This is a genomic window from Bradyrhizobium sp. BR 1432 (genome assembly GCF_051547705.1).
Lineage (GTDB): Bacteria > Pseudomonadota > Alphaproteobacteria > Rhizobiales > Xanthobacteraceae > Bradyrhizobium > Bradyrhizobium zhanjiangense.
Map to the genome: position 1 here is coordinate 7,434,409 of NZ_JBPUGF010000003.1, position 18,257 is coordinate 7,452,665.

The window sequence follows — 18,257 nt, forward strand, 5'->3', positions numbered from 1 at the left end:
GTGTTCTCAAATCGAGGAAAAGCCCTTGGCGCAAGCAACGAGGACGTCGTCCTCGGGCGTGGACCACCAACGTCTGGAAAAGACCTCTACTTCCGTGAAGCCGCTATAGCCTGTGGCTTCAATTTCGCGCCGGATATGCTTGATGTCGATGACACCATCTGCCGTCATTCCACGGTCGAGCAGAAGATCGCTGGTCGGGACGAGCCAATCGCAGACGTGGAAAGCCATGATCCGCCTCGATGGTCCGGCGGCGGCGATATCCTCGCTCAAGCGCCAGTCCCACCAGACGTGATAGACGTCTATGGCCACTCCGATCCCACCTTCGCGCGACGGATCCAGACGTTCGCATAGCGCCAAAGCTTCTCCGAGGCTCGTTATGCATGAGCGGTCACCCGCATACATGGGATGGAGGGGCTCAACCGCGAGGCCGACGCCCGCCTTTTTGGCGTAAGGCAGGAGGATATCAAGATCTTCGGCCACTTGCGCCCGAGCTGAATTCAGATCTTTGCTCCCCTCTGGGAGACTCCCGACCACCAAGACAAAGCACGGCGCGCCCAATTCGGCCGCCTCATCGATTGCACGACGATTATCGGCAACGTTCGCTTCGAAATTGCTCCGGTTTGCGCCTGGAAAGTAGGTTCCGCGACAGTACCCGCTCAACGCCAGACCAGCGTCTCGAATGTGCTTGCCGATGAGGCGATGGTCCTCTCCTTCGAGATCCCGGCGCCATGGCGCAATTCCACCGAAGCCGTGACGGGCCACACGTTCGATGACATCTCCAATAGGAGAGCGGTGCCCGAGAGTGGCAGTGTTGATCGAACAGCGCGACAGCGGCAGGGGGCGGATCGAAATTTCGGGCATCGCAGTCACTTCTCTACTTAAACCTGGGGGCGCGCTTCTCTACGAAAGCTGCCTTACCTTCGATCGCGTCGTCCGAGAGCCCAAGGGGAACGGTGATTTCAGACTCCATCGCCAGCCCTGCGTGATATCCGAGCCGCAATGTAGCCGAAACACAGCGCCGAGATGCGCTAACCGCTTGCGGCGACACCGCCGCGATTTGACCTGCGACCTCCAATGCGCGATCGAGCAGCTTGTCATCATCGACCAGCTCATCGAAGATGCCGATCCGATACGCCTCTTCTGCATCGATCGGCTGTGCCGTCAGCATCAAACGGAGAGCTCGACCGCGGCCGACGAGGAGCGGCAGCCGCATGGTCCCTGTCGCGGTCGGCATCGCTCCGAGCTTGGCCTCGGGCACACCGAACTTCGCACTGCGTCCCGCGATCCGGATATCGCAGGCGAGTGCCATGACCGCGCCGCCGCCAAGCGTATGCCCATTGCAGGCGGCGATGACTGGCACCGGTCCGAGTTCAATGGCTTCGTTCAATGCCGTCTCCGCGAGGCGAGCAGATTCAATCCACTCCGCCGTCGCCTCAAACTCCCGGATGTTTGAACCAACCGAGAAGGCCGCCCCCGTTCCGATCAGGACGATGCATCGTGCCGAATAGTCGACCCGGGCCCGCTCCAGCAGCGCCTTCAGTTCGCGACGGGCCTCCACCGTGAAGACGCCGAGAGGCTGGGACACGATTCGGACCAGCAGCACGCCGGGACGAGGCACGCTCGTTTCGAAGACGGAATTTGCGACAATCTGCTTCGACATTTCGATTTCCTCAGGCGGCGCGTTGTTTGCTCTGCGGCTTCGTGCCTGTTCGGTCTTGCAATTTCAGACCGAACCGCTCCGGACGAAATAGTCGTTCGTCCATCAGCTTCAGATCGTCAGCCACGAAAAGGGGCGTGCCCGCCCTCGCGATGATGTCGCGTTCGAGGTCAACGCCCGGGGCTATCTCTACGACGGTCAGACCGCTTGGCTTGAGCGCCAACACGCACCGTTCGGTTACGTAGGTGACATCGCATCCCCGATCCACAGCCCGCCGGCCACTGAACGTGACGTGGCTGACCTCGGGAATGAACTTTGCGATCTTGCCTTCTTGCTCGATGCGCAGTCTGCCTTCGCCTGCGGACACCCTAAGGCCGCCCGCCATGAAGTAACCGCTGAAAACGATCTTGCGGGCGTTTGCCGTAATATCAACGAACCCTCCGCATCCCGCGGTCAAATAAGGCCGTGCGGCAAGACGCGACACGTTGACGTTTCCGAGCGCGTCGACCTCCAGAAATGAAAGGAACGAGCTGTCGAAGCCTCCGCCCTGAAAATAGGTGAACTGTTGCGGTGTCGGAACAATTGCCTGCGCATTCGCCGCGCATCCAAATGCGAATCCGGTAAGCGGCACGCCCCCGACCGCTCCCTGCTCGATAGCCCATGTGACCGCCTCGGCATGGCCTTCTTCAACGAGAATTTGGGGGACCATGGCCGAAATGCCGAAGCCGAGATTAACGGCGCTGTCGTCCATCAATTCCATCGCTGCACGACGGGCGATGACTTTCTCGACGCTCCACGGCTCGGGCTCAAACGAGGAAAGCGGGCGGCGCGTCTCACCGCTTATCGCGGGATCGTAAGAGATCTCGGTTGCCTGCGCCTGCTCCGGGTCAACCACAATGTAGTCTACCAGCGTCGAGGGCACGTGGACGCGGTGTGTCGGAATCGAACCTGATGCAGTCGACCGCTTGACTTGGCAGATGACGATTCCGCCGGAATTACGTGCCGCAAGCGCGAGATCGACCATACCCAAGACAGCGCCTTCATGCTCCATCGAGATGTTGCCACGCTCATCGGCGGTAGTGCCGCGGATGATGGCGACTTGAGGGGCGTGATTGGGAAAATGCAGCCAGGGCTCTCCGCCGAACTCGACGAGGTGTACGATTTCTCCGCGCTTAGCTGCCGCCTCATTCATCTTGCAGCCATCGAGCCGCGGGTCCACGAACGTGTCGAGGCCAACCTTGGTCAGTACGCCAGCCTGCTTTGCCGCAACGTCCCTCGCCATATCGTACATGACGCCCGAGGGCAGGTTATATGCGGCGACCTCGTTCCTGCCGATCATCTCCCAAATCGCCGGAGATGGGAGCGACGAAGGGCCGCTTGGGTAGGAGCCGGCGAGGATCGTCGACAGCAATCCCTTCTGGGCGAGATGGTCGATTCCCTTGATCCCGTACATGTCGCCGGCCGCGATGGGAGAGAATACCGTGAGATCGCGCGGGTGCCCCTCCGAGCGGAACCGTTCGCCGATGGCGGCGAGCACGAAATCGGGGCAATTCAATCCCGCAGAGGCCCCGATGCAAACGACGTCTCTGTCGCCGACAAGTTTCGCAGCGTCGGACGCTGTGATAATCTTTTGCTTCACTTTCGATCTCCCAAGTGATCGTCGAACGGACTGGAGTCAGTGGGCCGGCTGCTGCTTGGCACGAGTGACGATCTGCGTTGGGTTCACGAACCTCAGCGCGATGATCAGCCAGGCAAGCGTTGTCACCATGTAAACGACGGCCATCGCATCGATCGACTGAACGGCCCGCACACCCGCGGCGAACACAGCATAATAGAGAGCGACTACGAGTGTCTGGCTCGTGGGGCCGGCGACCAGGAAGGTGAGCTCGAACATTGCGATTGTCCGAACGAGCACCAGCAACAGGGCGGCCAGAATGCCGGGAAGAAGTAATGGCATCAGAACGTGCACAAACAACTTGAACGTATTCGCGCCGAACACTCGTGCGGCCGCCTCGAGCCTTGGATCGATCTGCTCGATAAACGGGATCATGACCAAGATAACAAACGGCACGGTCGGGACCAGGTTAGCCGCGACGACGCCCCAGAACGTTCCTGCAAACCCAGTCTGATAGAGGGCGGTGGCGAGCGGGATGCCGAAGGTGATCGGTGGCACGATCAACGGTAGGAGGATGACCAGCATGATCATCTTCTTCCCAGCGAAGTCTCGGCGGGCGAGCGCATATGCCGCGGTGACACCCAACAGCCCCGATATGACGACGACCGCCCCGACGACTTCGAAGGTAACGAGCAGGACGTCCTGAAGCTGGAATTCGCTCCAGGCCGATGAATACCAACGCGTGGTCCAGCCAGCAGGAAACCATGTGCCAAGCCAGCGGGTCGCGAACGAACTCGTCACGACCGAGGCGATCATCGCGAACAGGTTGAGAATGAAGAATCCGACAAAAATCCAGACCGCTCGGATCCACAGCTTTGATGAGAGAGATGTGTCGCGGATCATCGATCTTACCCCTTCGTCCCTGCGACGGGGCCCCGATAGAACAGGCCGCGGGTCGCCATCATGCCGACGACAATCGCGAGCTGAACGAAGCCCATGATCATCGCGATCGCAGATGCCATCGAATAGTCGTACTCCTCGAACGTAGCTTGATAGGCCGCAATCGAAATCACCCGGGTTTGTCCCGCCGGCTCACCCAGCAGGACGGCGGAGGGAAAAACCGAAAACGCCTGCACGAAGCTCAGGCAGAAGGTGATTGCAAGCCCGGGCATCAAGATCGGCAGAAATACGCTGGTGAAGCGTTGCCGAGCGTTGGCGCCCAAAGTCGCAGCGGCCTGTTCGAGTGCTGGATCGATCCCTGTCACATAGGACAGGACAAGAAGGAAGGTGAACGGGAAGCCGTTGATCACCAGCGACGCGAACACACCCCAATAATTGTGCACGAGGCGCAGCGGATGATCGATCAGCCCGACCGCTATCAAGGTGCGATTAAACCACCCTTGTGGCCCCAGATAGTTCAGGAGTCCTTCAGCGATCAGAACCGTTCCAAGCGTGATCGGGACAACCAGAATTGTCGTCAACAGCCGCTGCCGGTACATAAGCCGCACGCGGAACGCGACCGGCAGCGAAACGACGAGATTCAGCACCGTGACTGGAACCGATAGAAGGAGCGTCTTCCAGATCGTGGTGTAGAGGTATGGATCAGTGAAGAATCGCTCATAGTTCGACCAGGCAGATCCGGCCTTCGGCTCGAACGACAGGATCAGCCCGTATGCGAACGGATAGAGAAAGAGAAGCGCTAATAAGGCGAACGCCGGGATCACAAGAAGAGTCACCGCATCGAAGCCTCGTGCGGCGATCCGCTGACGCAAACTCGGACCAGATTCAATAGTTTGCTTCTCGGCGAGGACCGTCATCGTCATGGACGCCTCACATCGCTTCGCTGAACACGAGGACACGTTCCGGTGCGGCCCGCAGGTGGACATTTGCGCCGAGTGCCACTGCATGGTCTGATCTGAAGATCAGATCAATGCCGTCTGACGTACGGGCCGTTCCGACAAACTCGCGCCCCCGATACTCGATGGTCTCGATCCGCGCGGCGAACGCGTTCTGCCCGGGTTCGCCAGTCATCAGGTCATCCGCGCGGATCGCTGCGTAGGCTTCGGAGCCGTCCGCCACTGAACTTCGCAAGACGCCCGTGACCTCGCTACCGCCAACGGCAAGCGTGGCGCTGTTGCCAACCTGACGGACGACCCGACCCTTGATACGATTTCGGAAGCCCATGAAGTCCGCGACGTCGATGTGAGCCGGCTTCTCATAGAGTTCATTGGGGGTGCCGACCTGGCGGATAACGCCATCCTTTAGCACGACGATTCGATCGGCGAGAGAGAGCGCCTCGTCCTGATCGTGTGTGACGTAGATCGTGGTCGCGCCGAGCGTGTTGTGGATCCGTCTTATCTCGGCTCGCATCTCGAGGCGTAGCTTGGCGTCAAGGTTCGATAAGGGTTCGTCCATCAGAACGAGTGGCGGCTCGATGACGATCGCTCGCGCGATTGCGACGCGCTGCTGCTGTCCTCCTGAGAGTTGGCCGGGCAGCTTCTGCGCTTGCCCAGTGAGGCGGACGAGCGCCAGCGCTTCGTTCACCTTTCGCGAAATTTCTGCTTTCGGCACGCCGCGCATCTTCAGCCCGAACCCCACGTTCTGCTTCACGGTGAGGTGAGGGAAAAGCGCATAGCTCTGAAACACCATCCCAAAGCCACGCTCTTCCGGTCGAAGCGTGTCAATGCGCCGCTTGTCGAGCCAAATAGACCCGCCCGTAACCGGAAGGAGCCCGGCAATGCAGTTAAGGGTCGTCGACTTTCCGCAACCGGAGGGCCCGAGCAGGGCTATGAATTCGCCGCGCTTCACGGTGAGCGTCACATCCTTGAGCGCGTTCAATCCTCCGAACTCGCGGCGAACCTGCTCGAGGCGGAGCTCGTCAAACTTCTGGAGGGCGATGGTCATGGATCCTAATCCCGTGTGTCGACCGTTCTGATTCCGTCGACTTGAAATTGCGAAAAAGGGGGCTGCCAATCGCGTCGGGCAGCCCCAGTTTGGGAGCTTTTCGCGCGGGCTATTTGCGCTTGGCGGCGCCGATTTCCTCGTCCCAGCGCCGGAACGCCGCCACGAGTTGATCCGCCTGGAGCTGTATTTCGAGCGGTGCGGACGCGGTCACGCGGTCGTAGTCAGGCCAACCGAACTCCTTGATGGCGTCCTGGCTTTCCTGCGGAGCCATTGCGAGCGTCGACCCCTTCACGGATGGCCCTGGATAGAAATAGCCCTCGTCGTACGCAAAGGCTTGCTGCTCAGGCTTGAGCAGATGCTTGAGCAGATCGATCACGACCGGCATTTTCTCTGCCGCCACGCCTTTCGGCACGGCAAAGAACATTGCGTCCGCGACCCAATGGAAGCCCTCCAGAGCACAGAGCGCTGCCTCCTTGGGTACAATGCCGAGCACCCGCGGGTTGATGTACCAACCGACCGTCGAAACGATCATGTCCCGCGTACCGTCACCGAGCTCCTTCATCGTCTGCCCAGTTCCGGAAGGATAGTATTCAATGTTCTCGCCGAGAGCCTTCAGATAGGCCCAGGTCTTGTCCCACCCTTTTTGCGGATCCGAGGGATCTTTGTCCCCGAGAAGATAGGGTAACCCCATCAGGAAGGTGCGCCCCGGCCCGGAGTTGGCAGGCCTCGCATAGAGGAAGCGGTTCTTGTTCTCACGAGCGTAAGCAAGCAAATCGTCGGCGGTTTTCGGAACTTTCTTGACGCGCCCGGGCATGTACTCAAACAGCGGACCCGACGGCGTATAGGCGATCTCCATACCCTGCCCCTTTGCCAGGCCCTGCATTTTGAGGGCGCCGCCATCGTAAATTTCTTCGGGCTTGGGCAACGCGCCCGCATACTGCGGCAGTAGCTCCTGCCACAATTGCTGCTCGATCCCGGCAAACAGGCCGTCCGTGCCGGTAAGCACGACATCGATATCGACGCGATTGGCTGACTGCCGCGCCTTCAGTTTGCTGGCGAGCTCCGGCGCTGGCGCCTTCGAATAAGCGATCCGCGAGACGAGCTTGGAATTTTGCTGCCTGTAGGCGTCGATGGATTTCTGGCTCAGAGCGAGATTGCCAGCCACGTCGATAATGTTGAGCGCGACAGGTGACGAGGGCATCGGACCAAGCCGTTGGGCTCGTGCGCCCACGGCCATGAGCCCGAGGGCACCCATCCCGGTTACGACAGTTCGGCGATCTACAGGGCGATTCATGTGGCTCCTCCGTGCCGCGACTAGTTTTCTCTTGCTTGTGTTACTAGAACGATATAGTAGAACGATCTAGTAGATCGATCTAGTAACAGCTCTTACGGGCTTTGGCAAGTGCCATTCCACGGCTGAGCAGAGACACAGGAAACGCGCATGAACAATCAGGGGCGCCCGCGCGCTTTGGTCACCGGGGCGGGTCGCGGGATAGGTAGGGCCATCGCTGCCGCCCTATCCGGCGCAGGGTTCGCTGTTGTCGTGAACGATCTGCCCGGTTCGACAGATCTTTCCGAAACCGTGGACGCCATCCGCAGAAGCGGCGGAGAAGCACAGGCCGTCGCTTTCGATATCTCGAGCGTAGGTGCGCATCAGCAGTTTGTGGAAGAAGCGTGGGGCGCCTTCGGTGGCCTCGAATGCCTGGTCAACAATGCAGGCGTGTCCGTCGGAATCCGGGATGACCTCCTGAAAGTGACCCCCGACAGCTACGATCGCGTCATGGCGATCAACCTACGCGGCCCGTTCTTCCTCACCCAGGAGGTCGCGCGTCGAATGATCGGTGCGGACACATCCTCGTTTCGCAGCATCATCACTGTGTCATCCATCAATGCCGAATTCGCGTCGATTGATCGCGGAGAGTACTGCATCTCCAAAACAGGGCTTTCCATGCAGGTTCAACTCTTTGCGGTCCGCCTCGCCGAGCATGGCATCGGATCTTACGAGATCCGCCCCGGGATTATCCGCACTCAGATGACCGCCGTGGCGAGAGATAAATACGACCGCCTGATCGCCGCGGGGCTGACCCCCATCAAGCGCTGGGGCGAGCCCGATGACATCGGAAGGGCGGCAGCCATGTTGGCGAAGGGGCAGCTTGGCTATTCGACCGGCGAAGTCGTTCGCGTCGATGGCGGCCTTGCACTGCGGAGCCTGTGATGGGAAGGCCGGGACGCCGGCTCGAGGCCGGCGAATATTGGTTTGAAGATATCGCCGAGGGCGACTGCTACGAAACAGGCCGCCTCGTTGTGACGGATGCCCATATCGTCAGTTTTGCAGGCCTGTCCGGAGATTTCTTCGACGTCCATATGGATGACGAATTTGCCAAGTCACTGGGATTCCCGGCCAGAGTTGCACACGGGTTATTAGGATTGGCGCTTGTGGATGGGCTCAAGAACCGATCCGCAGTTCGCGTTATGGCGATCGCGTCACTCGGTTGGAATTGGAGATTTCGGGCGCCAATCTTCGCAGGGGATCGGATCGGAGCCAACGTACGCATCGCAAGCGCCCGGCTCTCGAGCAAGGGCCGCGGCATTCTCGCCCTCGCTTTCGAAGTTACGAAGCAAGATGGAACAGTCGTGCAGGATGGTGAAACCACCCTGCTCGCCCGCCGTCGAACAACCAACGAAGGAGGCAACGTCCAATGACTCTCATTCGATTGCCGCGTGACGACGGTCGCATGGATGAATACACCGTGCCCGCTCCCGCCAAATGGCGCACGTCAAAGCTGAACCAGCCCATGGCGCGGATCGCCCTGTCCGCCGGACATGTTGTTTCCGATCCCCGCGCCGATATTTCCCCAATGCGGGACATCGCAATTGACTTCGAGGCCACTCAACGCTTCCGAGATTATCTTTGGGATCTCGGATTGGGCGTCGCGGAGGCTATGGACACAGCCCAACGGGGCATGGGCCTTGACTGGGCCTCTGCTCAAACCTTGATCCGAAACACAGTCCAGAGCGCCAAGGCGCGGCCGGGCGCAATCGTCTTCTCCGGCGTCGGGACAGACCACATTGATCTCGTCGGCGCGAGCCTGGACAAGGTCGTGAAGGCATATTCCGAGCAATTGTCCTTCGTCCAAAAACTCGGAGGGCGAGTAATTCTCATGGCCAGCCGGGCATTGGTAAGCGCGGCGGGCGGTCCCGCCGACTATGCCGAGGTCTACAGGCGAGTGCTGGCTGAGGCTGATCAGGCCGTAATCCTTCATTGGCTTGGCGACATGTTCGACCCTGCGCTTGCCGGCTATTGGGGACACCACGACATCAGCGCGGCCATGGATGTTTGCCTTGGGATGATCGCGGACAATGCTCACAAGATCGACGGGATCAAAATCTCGCTTCTCCATGAGAAGTACGAAATTGCCATGCGCAGGCGGCTGCCGCCCGGCGTCAAAATGTACACGGGCGACGACTTCAACTACCCTGAGCTGATTGCGGGAGACGATCAGGGGTTCAGCCATGCACTTCTCGGCATCTTCGACGCGATCGCGCCCGCCGCTTCCGCAGCACTGCTGGCACTGAGCGATGAGGACCGGACGGCTGGCACCAAAGCCTTTCGTGAAATCCTGGATCCGACCGTCGCCCTATCGCGCGAACTGTTTCGAGCGCCAACCCAATACTACAAGACGGGTATCGTCTTCCTGGCATATTTGAATGGTCACCAGGACCACTTTACGATGCTCGGAGCTCAGCAAGGCGCCCGCTCCATCCTGCATCTCTCCCGCGTCTTTCGGCACGCGGCGTCGATCGGGCTCTTTGCAGATCCCGAGTGTGCAGCTGCGCGCATGCGGACTGATACTGGCTCTTCACGGGGTGGGATGACACTCGCCCCTTGACGATCGTCGGACATTGTGAATGCTGCCCAGCGGCAGCTTCAAACGGCGGGTTAGGGACGTCGAGATAGTGGACGCGAAAGCAAGAAAGGGCGACTTCTCGACCGACGCTCGTGGACATCGCCAAGGCCAGCGGCGTGTCCAAGGCGACGGTCTCTCTCGTGCTTCGGAACAGCCCTACCATTCCCGAGCGAACCCGCGAGAAGGTGCTGGAAGCGGCCAGAAGCATCGGCTACGTGTACAATCGCGGTGCCGCGAGCTTGCGCCTGCCTCACACGCGAATGATCGCGATGGCGGTCAACAATCTCACGAATCCATACTTTGCCGAAATCGTCGCTGCAATTGAGGATGCACTCACAGCCGAGAACCGCATCGTTCTCATGTCCAATACCGGCGAGTTGGTGGCAAGGCAGAGCGCCTTCATCGAGACGGTGCGAGAATACAACGTTGATGGATTGCTCATCGTACCAGCGGTCGGCACGGATGCATCCTTCGTCAACTCTTTCGCATTCGCTGCACCTGCCGTGCGTACTTGTCTCGCGAACGGTGCCGGGTGCGAAGGTCGACTACGTCTCTCCTGACCATCGCGGTGGAATGATCAAGGCGGTGGATCATCTCATCAAGCTTGGTCACACGCGTATCGGAATGATCGGCTCGAACGAGAACATTTCAACCGGGCGCGATCGTTTTGCCGGCTATCGGCAAGCTTTGGCCAAACACGGCATTCCGCTTGAGCCGAGGCGTAGTTCTATCCGGCGCAGAGACGCGCGACGTCGGAATGGCACACGTCCTCCAACTGCTGGATTTGCCTGAACCACCGACGGCCGTCGTATGCTTCAACGATATCGTCGCTTTCGGCGCCATGCTCGGCCTTCGCTCGCGAAATTTAACTCCAGGCGAAGACTTTTCTGTCGTGGGCTTCGATGACATTGCCGAAGCGACCCTGTGGCGTCCAGCCTTAACTACTGTCGCGATTCCCAGGCCGAACGTTGGCAAGGCCGCAGTCCAATTGCTGTTGCGGCGCATCGGCAACAGGGACGCACCTTTCGAGTCAGTCCTTATTCCGACAGAACTCGTTGTGCGTGACACGACCTGCGCGCCGCCAAAGAAGTCGCGAAGCAAACGCAAGCACTGATCCTGACGCGTAAACCAGGCTGGGCCGGATCGATGAGGGTCCTCGGCAGAAAGTCAGCTTCGTCCTGAATTCAGCAAAATCCTTCGTCCTAGAAGGAGAGCGATATCAACCTACCTGATCGATAGTCTGCCGCTCGTAACGGTCTGGTTGCAAGTTCGAGTCCTGCCGGGCCCACCAGTGAAAATCAGCGGGTTATCATATCTCCTTTTGCCTCCGCGGGACCGCCGCACCTCCAACCGCCTCGCCGTCTCCATTTGGCATCGGCAAGCTACAGCTTCAGAGGCGGCCTTGCCACAGCCCATCCAAGCAATGGTAGATTCGGCGGCCCTGTCGCGCGAAAGGGCTACGCAGTATGCCGATGTCCCCGCAGCAGCGTTTCCACACTGGACGCGATCTCCAGCAACCGCCGGTCGGCATTCCGGCGGCCGATCAGCATCAGACCCACGGGAAGACCTTCGAGCGGCAACGGCAGCGAAATCGACGGACAGTCGAGCAAATTGGCGACGCGCGGGTTGCGCAGCACGAGGCCATTGAGCTCATGGAATGCCGCATCCGCCGCGACAGAGGAAAGAAGCGGCGCCCGGATAGGTGTCGTCGGCAGGATGAAAACCTCGTTGTTGCCGAAAGACTGTTCGAAGGATCGGATCGCGGCGTGTCTGAACCGAACCATGCGCACATAGTCCGTACCGAGGATGCCGGCGCCGGCTTCGATGCGAACGCGCGTTCGAGGATCGACCCCATCCAGGCCTGGAAGCCCCAGACTGCGCAGCGTTGCGCCGACCTCGATCGACGGGAACGTGCCGAGCTTGTCGATCTGTGCAACATCATCGAGAGCAGCCTCGATGGATCCATCCTTGATCTGCAAGCCGCCCGATCGCAGCCACTCTATGGCCTTCTCGAACGCAGCGAGCACCTCGGGTTCGCAGCGATCAAACAGGCGCCCGCGGGCAACCACAAGGCGGAACGTGCCGGGAGATGCTGGCCGCAGGCGCGACGGCGCGCCTTCACCTGAAAGTACCTGATCCGCCACGAAACAATCCTCGACGTTCGCGGCGATCGGACCGACTGTGTCGAGACTAGATGAGAGCGAGAACGCCCCGGCGGTCGGCACGAATCCACTGGTCGGCTTGAAACCGACGGCGCCTGACAGCGCGGCCGGGATTCGGATGGAGCCGCCGGTATCGCTACCGATGGCTATGTCGGCCATGCCGTCAATCACGGACACGGCAGCGCCCGATGACGATCCTCCAGGAACGCGGGCGCGATCTCGAGGATTGCCCGGCATCCCGTCATGCGGATTCGTACCCAGCGCGGAAAAGGCAAATTCCGTCATCTGTGTCTTGCCGATGACGATGGCACCCGCAGCCCGCAACCGCTTCACGACCTCGGCGTCTTCAACCGCCGGTGCCAAACGGCGCAGGACAGCAGACCCGGAACTCGTGACCGTACCGGCGACGTCGAACAACGCTTTTATCGAAACGATACGACCATCGAGCGGACCGCGGGGCGTTCCCGCAGCGGCACGCCGATCCGCCGCTTCAGCCTCCCACCGGGCGCTGTCCGGGAAGACCGCCGTGAAGACGTTCTTTGCTTCCGGTGAGTGGATGCGCGCAAGTGCCGCCTCCAGCCGTGCGACGGCGGAAGGGTGCGATTGATCCTGCGTTACTGTCATGACACCCGCCTAGGGAAAAGGATCAGGAGACGACTGGCAGGACGTCGATGTCGTAGCCATGGGTCAGGGAGCGGTTGAGGACCGGGTCCTTTAGCTCCATCTCGAAACGCGTCCCCGGCCGAATGCCGCCGATCGCACCGGGCGTTCCGCAGAACATCAGTGTGCCAGCCGCTAGCGAGTCCGTGCCGGTGTAGCGACGGATGAGATCGCGCGGCGTCCTGAGCGAGGAGACCGGGCTGTCCTGGTAGAGAACCCGTTTCCCATCGATCGTCGCCCACGAGCGAAGGACCAGCTCATCCCAATGCCCCTCGACATCAGCATATGACCAGAGCTGTGGGCCGAGCGGCTTGCCGCAGAGCTGCTTCGAAAGAGCAATGCCCGACGCTTCGGCCTTGCGGTCGGTATGGTCGGAGCCGATGCCGACCCAAAGCCCGTCGGCCATGGCGACGATGATCGGCTCGACCTCGCCGGAACTGTCCGGACCAAGAACGGTCAGGCGGCTGTCCTGGGTCAAGGTTTGTGCCGCGACACGATAGTAGAGCGGTGTCGTTGAGGGCCGCGGAATGCCGAGCGCGGCAAGCTCCTCGATGTGGTGCTCGATCGCCGCCGCGTCCCTGCCCGCCCAGCCGGCGATGACGAGGGAATCGATCTCGATCCCGACACGGTCGGTCCGGTCATTTGCGAGGCGGTCAAATTGCAGCAACATGGAATTCCCTATCCTTGGTCGATGTGGTCAGGACTTCGCCGCGCTCGATCTGCAGCGTCCTGTCGGCGATCCGGTCGAGCAGCGCGGGCGAGGATTCGGTGATCAGCATGGCGAGCTCTGGCCGGTGCTTGCGCAATTCGCCGAGCGTCCGCGCGTAGTCGAGCGCGAGGGCCGGCGCCAGACCCTGGAAGGGCTCGTCGAGCAGCAAAACCTTGCGTGCCACCGTCAGCGCGCGCCCCAACGCGACCATCTTTCCCTGCCCTCCGGAAACGCCACCGGCGGGCCGGGAGCGCATCACGTGCAATTCGGGGAGCAGCTGGTAGATCTCATCGAGCCTGCGCGCGATCTCGGCACGATCGAGCTTCAGCGCCAATGCCGGAAGGCGGATGTTCTCTTCCACGCTCAACTCCGGAATCAGGCGCCGGTCTTCCGGCGCGTAGCCAATCCCGGCACGGGCGCGCGTGTGGGCGGGCCTGCCGCCGAGATCGTCGGCATCGAGCCGGACCGAGCCCTCTTCAAGCGCGATGAGGCCCATGATTGCACGCAATGTCGTGGTCTTGCCGGCGCCGTTGCGCCCGATCAACACCGTCGCCTTGCGCGCGATGATCTCGCAACTGACTGCGCGGAGCACGCGGACGCCCTCGATCGAGACGCTGACCTTGTCGAGCCTGAGCATCAGGCCACCCCTACGACACGTTGGCGGACTTGCGCATTGCTGAACACCTCGTCGGGCCGGCCCTCGGCCATGATGTTGCCGGCGTTCCACACCAGGACTCGGCTTGCGTAACGTGCGACCACGTCCATGTCGTGCTCCACGAACAGCGCCGTGATGCGTCGCTGGCGCAGCGCGCTCATGAGCGCCTCCATGAGCGGGAAGCGCTCGAGGGCGCTCACGCCACTGGTCGGCTCGTCGAGCAGCAGCAGCCGCGGCTTCAAGGCCAGCGCAACCGCGATGTCCAGCAGCTTGCGATGCCCTTCGGGAAGCGTGCTGCTGATCCGGTCGGCATCGTCGGCGAGCCCGACGAGATCGAGCAACGCCCTTGCCTCCTCTCGTCGCTTCGCTGTCTCAAGCGGCTGGACCACGCTCCACAGACCGTCCGTTGCCGCCAGCGCCAGCATCATGTTGTCGATCACACGCTGTGCGGAGAACAGCTGCGGAATTTGGAATGCGCGAGCGACGCCACGGCGCGCAATGGCGCGTGGCGACAGACGCGTGATGTCGTGGCCGTCGAGCAGCACACTGCCCATCTCGGACGAATATAGCCCGTGCAGATGTTGAGCAGCGTCGTCTTGCCCGATCCGTTCGGACCGATGATCGCGAGGAACTCGCCGTCATGGATCGCGATGCTGACGTCATCAGCGGCCTTGACGCCGTTGAATGCGACGTGGAGACCTTTTGCTTCCAGGATGGAGGCGTCATAGGCTCGTCGCCTCCTTGCGCGCGAACAATCCATAGATCCCTTGCGGCATGAACATGATCACGACGATCAGCGTCATGCCCACGATCAAATTCCACGAATCCGTGACGGTCACAGCGGCGCTGTGCAGCAACTCCAGGAACAAGGCCCCGATGAACGCGCCCGGCACGCCGCCGATGCCGCCGAGCACGGCGATCAGCACGAGGTGGCCCGATGCGGTCCAGAACGCGAAATCGGGGACCACGCGACCGATCGCAAAGCCGGCGATCGCGCCGCCAAGGCCAGCAAGCGCCGCCGAAACGACATAGGCGATCAGCAGGATCGCCCAGACCGGGATGCCCAGATATTCGAGCCGGATCTCGTTGGTATGGACGGCCGAGAGCGCATGACCGAGCGGGCTGTTCAGGTAGCGCTGCACGGCAAGACCGACGAGCACCATCAGTCCCAGGCTGAGATAGAACAGCACGCTCTTGAACGCCGGCTCGCCAATCACGACGCCGAAGACAGCCGGGACCGGCACGGGCATGCCGTCGGTCCCGCCGGTGACGCCGTATAGCTTGGCGCACAGCGCGTAGAACACCATGGAGACCGCGAGATTCAACATCGCGAAGAAGATCGCGCGATAGCGGACGAGAAACGATCCGGCGATGGCGCCGACGAGTGCTCCGCCCAGCACCGAGAGGATCAGCAGCAGGCCAAGATCATTGATGCTGGCGCGCGCCAGGAAGGCGACTGCATAGGCACTCGCGGCAAAGAACATCGCATGGCCGATCGAGATCAGCCCGGCGCGGAGCAGCACGGCGACGCCGAGCGCCGCAAAGCCCTTGGCGATCGCAAGCGTCAGCACGAATTGCAGCCAGGGAGCGGCAACAGGCAGCAGCGCAATGACGAGGACCGCCGCAGCGGCAACGATCGTTGGCATCAGATCCTCCGCGCCGTGACCGATCCGAACAGGCCGTAGGGACGGATCAGGAGAACGACAACCATCGCCGCATAGGGCGCCACCGCATCCAGCGACGGCACCAGATAGATCGCCAGCACGCGCGCCAGGCCGACGATCAGCGAGGCCAAGGCGGCGCCCTCGATCTGTCCGAGGCCGCCGATCGCCGCAACGGCAAAGGCGAGCACCATGGTGTCGGCCCCAAGACCAGGCGCGATGCCTGACGTCGGCGTCGCCAGCGCACCGCCCAACGCTGCCAGGAACACGCCCAGCGAAAACGCCAGGATGAAGATCCGGTTGGTATCGATGCCGATCGACTGCGCCATCTCGCGGTCGGTGACCACGGCCGTGATCAGGCGCCCCAACCTTGTGTGATTGATCAAAAGCCGCAGGCCGATGACGACGAGGAGCGCCATGGCGATCAGGAGGATCTGGTAGTTGAGATGGACGACGCCGCCGATGCTCGTGGTGCCGAGCAGGCGCATCGGCGCGTCTTCGTAGAAGGACTGGACGCCGAAGATCACGCGCTGAAGGTCCTCCAGGACGAGGAACAGCCCGAACGTGATCAGGATCTGCACGGCTTCCGATTTGCCATAGGTCCAGCGGACCAGCCCGCGCTCGATCAGGGGGCCGAATATCGCCGCGACGCACACGGCGCTGAATAGCAGCGCCAGGAACGACAAATACGGGTTGAGCTGGCGGCTCGCGATGAACAGGCAGATCGAAGCCGCGACATAGCCGCCTATCGAATACAGGCTGCCATGGGCGACGTCGAGGACGCGCAGCACGCTGAAGACCAGCGTCAGGCCGACCGCCGCGAAGAAGATCAGCGCGGCGCTGGCCAGACTGTCCAGCAGCAGGGGGATGATTGCATTCGACATCGGCTTACGCCTTCCGTGACTGGAATCAGGTGAACGCTATCCAGACCTATTTGTAGCTGCCCGGCTTCGGCAGGCTTTTGGCAAACTCGGGCTTGAGGGTCGCAATCCACGCCAGCGGATCCTGGCCGGCCTGCGGCATCAGGCTGTCGCCCTTGTAGCGAACCATGTCGCCGATCACGGGAAACTGCTGCGCCGGTATCTTCGCGGTGACGCCGACGATCTGGTCGACGAGGCCGTCATTGTCGGCGCGCGTCTGCGCGGTGCCGGTCAGGGTCTCGACCTTGCTACGCTTCATGGCGGCGGCGAGCTCGGCACGTGTCGGCCATTTGCCGCCGTTCTTCTGCATCGCGGCGTCGTAGGCGGCTTTCACGTAAATCAGCGCGTTGGCCATCTTGATCGACGGGAACACCGGATACTCGGCGAAGCGCGCCTTGTAGGCTTCGGCAAACTTCACCGTCTCCGGCTTCGCCTTGGCGTCCGGCGACATCCACCAGCCGTCGCCGAGAACGCCGACGATCACGCCGTCAGGCAAGGGCACGCGTTGCAGCACGGTCTCGCCGAGTGCGAGGATGACTTGGCTGGAGGTGAAGATCCCACGCGGAGCGGCCTGGCGAACGAAGTTCTCGAGATCGGCGCCCCAAAGGTTTGAGAAGACCACGTCCGGTCGCGCGGTGGTGAGGCGCGAGATTTCGGTCTGGTAGTTCGGTGAGCCGAGCTTCGGATAGAGTTCGGCGACGATCTCGACGTCCGGCTTCAAGGCTTTCAACGCTGCGGTGAAGATCTTGGCCGCGTCATGACCGAACGCATAGTCCGGGTTGATGATCGCAACTGTCTTCACGTCGGGTTTGCGATCCAGCAGGTAGATCGCGTAGGCGATGAATTCGGGCACGGTGTTGCCGTTGGGGCGGAACACATATTTGCTCTTGCCGTCCATCAGCAGCTGGTGGGTGTCGCAGTTCCAGCCCACGGTGGGGATCTCGAGCTGCTCGGCGAGCGGCGCCAGCGCCAGGCAATTCGCGCTCGACAAGGCGGCGACCATGACCTGGTTCTTCGCATCCCCGGCGAGCCGGCGATATTCCGCGATCACACCCTGCGCGCCCTGCGCCTCGTCGACATAGGTCGCGCTGACCGGCACGCCTCCAATGCCGCCCTTTGCATTGATCTCGTCGATCATGAGGTCGGCTGCGTTCTTGCCCGGCATGCCGTAGGCTGCGGCAGGACCTGACGTGAATGTGAAGATGCCCAGCCCCAACGCGCTCGGCTTGTCCTGCGCAGCCGCCGGCGTGACCGCGACGACACCAAGCGCGAGTGCCCCGGCCAGTCCATCCACGACCCATCGGATATTGCCCTGCGGCAGGCCGCGATCCAGCCTGAAGAGCCATTCAAGTGACGACAGGCAACGCGCAACGACGATGGAAATACCTCTGGACGTCATGACTTCT

The 18,257-nt window shown here is 61.5% G+C and carries 19 protein-coding genes and 1 pseudogene; 6 read left to right on the top strand and 14 right to left on the bottom strand.

The features are described from left to right. Window positions 1–6 precede the first annotated feature (6 nt). From ACSKB8_RS36150 to ACSKB8_RS36180, 7 genes are all read right to left on the bottom strand, one after another. On the bottom strand, window positions 7–861 hold the full coding sequence (locus tag ACSKB8_RS36150; RefSeq protein ID WP_438109312.1) for a sugar phosphate isomerase/epimerase family protein: 855 nt from the start codon (window positions 859–861) through the stop codon (window positions 7–9). Window positions 862–874: 13 nt separating this feature from the next. Beyond that, complete coding sequence (locus ACSKB8_RS36155; RefSeq protein WP_438109313.1) at window positions 875–1,660, bottom strand: enoyl-CoA hydratase/isomerase family protein; 786 nt, start codon at window positions 1,658–1,660, stop codon at window positions 875–877. 10 nt (window positions 1,661–1,670) lie between these two features. After that, window positions 1,671–3,296: an acyl CoA:acetate/3-ketoacid CoA transferase gene (locus ACSKB8_RS36160; protein WP_438109315.1), complete on the bottom strand. Its 1,626-nt coding sequence runs from the start codon at window positions 3,294–3,296 to the stop codon at window positions 1,671–1,673. 36 nt (window positions 3,297–3,332) lie between these two features. After that, window positions 3,333–4,175 carry an ABC transporter permease gene (locus tag ACSKB8_RS36165; RefSeq protein ID WP_438109317.1) on the bottom strand — a complete coding sequence of 281 codons (843 nt, stop codon included), beginning with the start codon at window positions 4,173–4,175 and terminating at the stop codon, window positions 3,333–3,335. A gap of 5 nt (window positions 4,176–4,180) precedes the next feature. Next, window positions 4,181–5,089, bottom strand: a complete 909-nt coding sequence (locus ACSKB8_RS36170) for an ABC transporter permease (protein WP_438110805.1) — start codon at window positions 5,087–5,089, stop codon at window positions 4,181–4,183. A 13-nt stretch (window positions 5,090–5,102) separates the two neighbouring features. Further along, window positions 5,103–6,176: an ABC transporter ATP-binding protein gene (locus tag ACSKB8_RS36175; RefSeq protein ID WP_438109319.1), complete on the bottom strand. Its 1,074-nt coding sequence runs from the start codon at window positions 6,174–6,176 to the stop codon at window positions 5,103–5,105. Between the two features lie 109 nt (window positions 6,177–6,285). Then, entirely contained in the window at window positions 6,286–7,470 is a 1,185-nt protein-coding gene (locus ACSKB8_RS36180; RefSeq protein WP_438109321.1) for an extracellular solute-binding protein, read from the bottom strand. Window positions 7,471–7,617: 147 nt separating this feature from the next. Here ACSKB8_RS36180 and ACSKB8_RS36185 point away from each other — a divergent pair, with 147 nt between their 5' ends. From ACSKB8_RS36185 to ACSKB8_RS36210, 6 genes are all read left to right on the top strand, one after another. Next, a complete protein-coding gene (locus ACSKB8_RS36185) occupies window positions 7,618–8,391 on the top strand; it encodes a 3-ketoacyl-ACP reductase (protein WP_438109322.1) in 774 nt (257 codons plus the stop codon). After that, complete coding sequence (locus ACSKB8_RS36190; protein WP_438109324.1) at window positions 8,391–8,879, top strand: MaoC family dehydratase; 489 nt, start codon at window positions 8,391–8,393, stop codon at window positions 8,877–8,879. Before ACSKB8_RS36185 ends, ACSKB8_RS36190 begins: the two co-directional genes overlap by 1 nt. 32 nt (window positions 8,880–8,911) lie before the next feature. Next, the gene (locus tag ACSKB8_RS36195; RefSeq protein WP_438109326.1) at window positions 8,912–10,066 is read left to right on the top strand and encodes a dihydrodipicolinate synthase family protein; all 1,155 of its coding nucleotides are present in this window, start codon (window positions 8,912–8,914) and stop codon (window positions 10,064–10,066) included. A 110-nt stretch (window positions 10,067–10,176) separates the two neighbouring features. After that, window positions 10,177–10,644, top strand: coding sequence for a LacI family DNA-binding transcriptional regulator (locus ACSKB8_RS36200; RefSeq protein ID WP_438109328.1), 468 nt, complete (start codon window positions 10,177–10,179; stop codon window positions 10,642–10,644). Further along, complete coding sequence (locus ACSKB8_RS36205; RefSeq protein WP_438109329.1) at window positions 10,547–10,876, top strand: substrate-binding domain-containing protein; 330 nt, start codon at window positions 10,547–10,549, stop codon at window positions 10,874–10,876. The genes ACSKB8_RS36200 and ACSKB8_RS36205 overlap by 98 nt, the downstream gene beginning before the upstream one ends. Further along, window positions 10,842–11,198: a substrate-binding domain-containing protein gene (locus tag ACSKB8_RS36210; protein WP_438109331.1), complete on the top strand. Its 357-nt coding sequence runs from the start codon at window positions 10,842–10,844 to the stop codon at window positions 11,196–11,198. The genes ACSKB8_RS36205 and ACSKB8_RS36210 overlap by 35 nt, the downstream gene beginning before the upstream one ends. A 343-nt stretch (window positions 11,199–11,541) precedes the next feature. Here ACSKB8_RS36210 and ACSKB8_RS36215 read toward each other — a convergent pair whose 3' ends face one another. The 7 genes and pseudogenes from ACSKB8_RS36215 to ACSKB8_RS36245 form a co-directional block, all read right to left on the bottom strand. Then, window positions 11,542–12,870 (bottom strand): amidase family protein, encoded by a 1,329-nt coding sequence (locus tag ACSKB8_RS36215; protein ID WP_438109332.1) that lies wholly within the window; start codon window positions 12,868–12,870, stop codon window positions 11,542–11,544. Window positions 12,871–12,892: 22 nt separating this feature from the next. Further along, on the bottom strand, window positions 12,893–13,576 hold the full coding sequence (locus ACSKB8_RS36220; RefSeq protein WP_438109333.1) for a DUF2848 domain-containing protein: 684 nt from the start codon (window positions 13,574–13,576) through the stop codon (window positions 12,893–12,895). Beyond that, the gene (locus ACSKB8_RS36225; protein WP_438109334.1) at window positions 13,560–14,252 is read right to left on the bottom strand and encodes an ABC transporter ATP-binding protein; all 693 of its coding nucleotides are present in this window, start codon (window positions 14,250–14,252) and stop codon (window positions 13,560–13,562) included. Before ACSKB8_RS36225 ends, ACSKB8_RS36220 begins: the two co-directional genes overlap by 17 nt. Then, a pseudogene (locus ACSKB8_RS36230) lies at window positions 14,252–15,030 on the bottom strand (ABC transporter ATP-binding protein). The gene ACSKB8_RS36225 and the pseudogene ACSKB8_RS36230 overlap by 1 nt, the downstream one beginning before the upstream one ends. Then, entirely contained in the window at window positions 14,993–15,916 is a 924-nt protein-coding gene (locus ACSKB8_RS36235) for a branched-chain amino acid ABC transporter permease (protein ID WP_438109335.1), read from the bottom strand. Before ACSKB8_RS36235 ends, ACSKB8_RS36230 begins: the two are co-directional and overlap by 38 nt. Further along, on the bottom strand, window positions 15,916–16,815 hold the full coding sequence (locus tag ACSKB8_RS36240; RefSeq protein WP_438109336.1) for a branched-chain amino acid ABC transporter permease: 900 nt from the start codon (window positions 16,813–16,815) through the stop codon (window positions 15,916–15,918). The genes ACSKB8_RS36235 and ACSKB8_RS36240 overlap by 1 nt, the downstream gene beginning before the upstream one ends. A gap of 46 nt (window positions 16,816–16,861) precedes the next feature. Continuing rightward, window positions 16,862–18,250: an ABC transporter substrate-binding protein gene (locus ACSKB8_RS36245; protein ID WP_438109337.1), complete on the bottom strand. Its 1,389-nt coding sequence runs from the start codon at window positions 18,248–18,250 to the stop codon at window positions 16,862–16,864. Window positions 18,251–18,257 lie beyond the last annotated feature (7 nt).

Coding starts and splice junctions, on each gene's coding strand:
- ACSKB8_RS36150 (WP_438109312.1), bottom strand. CDS start 861: ATGCCCGAAATTTCGATCCGCCCCCTGCCGCTGTCGCGCTGTTCGATC.
- ACSKB8_RS36155 (WP_438109313.1), bottom strand. CDS start 1,660: ATGTCGAAGCAGATTGTCGCAAATTCCGTCTTCGAAACGAGCGTGCCT.
- ACSKB8_RS36165 (WP_438109317.1), bottom strand. CDS start 4,175: ATGATCCGCGACACATCTCTCTCATCAAAGCTGTGGATCCGAGCGGTC.
- ACSKB8_RS36170 (WP_438110805.1), bottom strand. CDS start 5,089: ATGACGGTCCTCGCCGAGAAGCAAACTATTGAATCTGGTCCGAGTTTG.
- ACSKB8_RS36175 (WP_438109319.1), bottom strand. CDS start 6,176: ATGACCATCGCCCTCCAGAAGTTTGACGAGCTCCGCCTCGAGCAGGTT.
- ACSKB8_RS36180 (WP_438109321.1), bottom strand. CDS start 7,470: ATGAATCGCCCTGTAGATCGCCGAACTGTCGTAACCGGGATGGGTGCC.
- ACSKB8_RS36185 (WP_438109322.1), top strand. CDS start 7,618: ATGAACAATCAGGGGCGCCCGCGCGCTTTGGTCACCGGGGCGGGTCGC.
- ACSKB8_RS36190 (WP_438109324.1), top strand. CDS start 8,391: ATGGGAAGGCCGGGACGCCGGCTCGAGGCCGGCGAATATTGGTTTGAA.
- ACSKB8_RS36195 (WP_438109326.1), top strand. CDS start 8,912: ATGGATGAATACACCGTGCCCGCTCCCGCCAAATGGCGCACGTCAAAG.
- ACSKB8_RS36205 (WP_438109329.1), top strand. CDS start 10,547: ATGCATCCTTCGTCAACTCTTTCGCATTCGCTGCACCTGCCGTGCGTA.
- ACSKB8_RS36210 (WP_438109331.1), top strand. CDS start 10,842: ATGGCACACGTCCTCCAACTGCTGGATTTGCCTGAACCACCGACGGCC.
- ACSKB8_RS36215 (WP_438109332.1), bottom strand. CDS start 12,870: ATGACAGTAACGCAGGATCAATCGCACCCTTCCGCCGTCGCACGGCTG.
- ACSKB8_RS36220 (WP_438109333.1), bottom strand. CDS start 13,576: ATGTTGCTGCAATTTGACCGCCTCGCAAATGACCGGACCGACCGTGTC.
- ACSKB8_RS36225 (WP_438109334.1), bottom strand. CDS start 14,252: ATGCTCAGGCTCGACAAGGTCAGCGTCTCGATCGAGGGCGTCCGCGTG.
- ACSKB8_RS36235 (WP_438109335.1), bottom strand. CDS start 15,916: ATGCCAACGATCGTTGCCGCTGCGGCGGTCCTCGTCATTGCGCTGCTG.
- ACSKB8_RS36240 (WP_438109336.1), bottom strand. CDS start 16,815: ATGTCGAATGCAATCATCCCCCTGCTGCTGGACAGTCTGGCCAGCGCC.
- ACSKB8_RS36245 (WP_438109337.1), bottom strand. CDS start 18,250: ATGACGTCCAGAGGTATTTCCATCGTCGTTGCGCGTTGCCTGTCGTCA.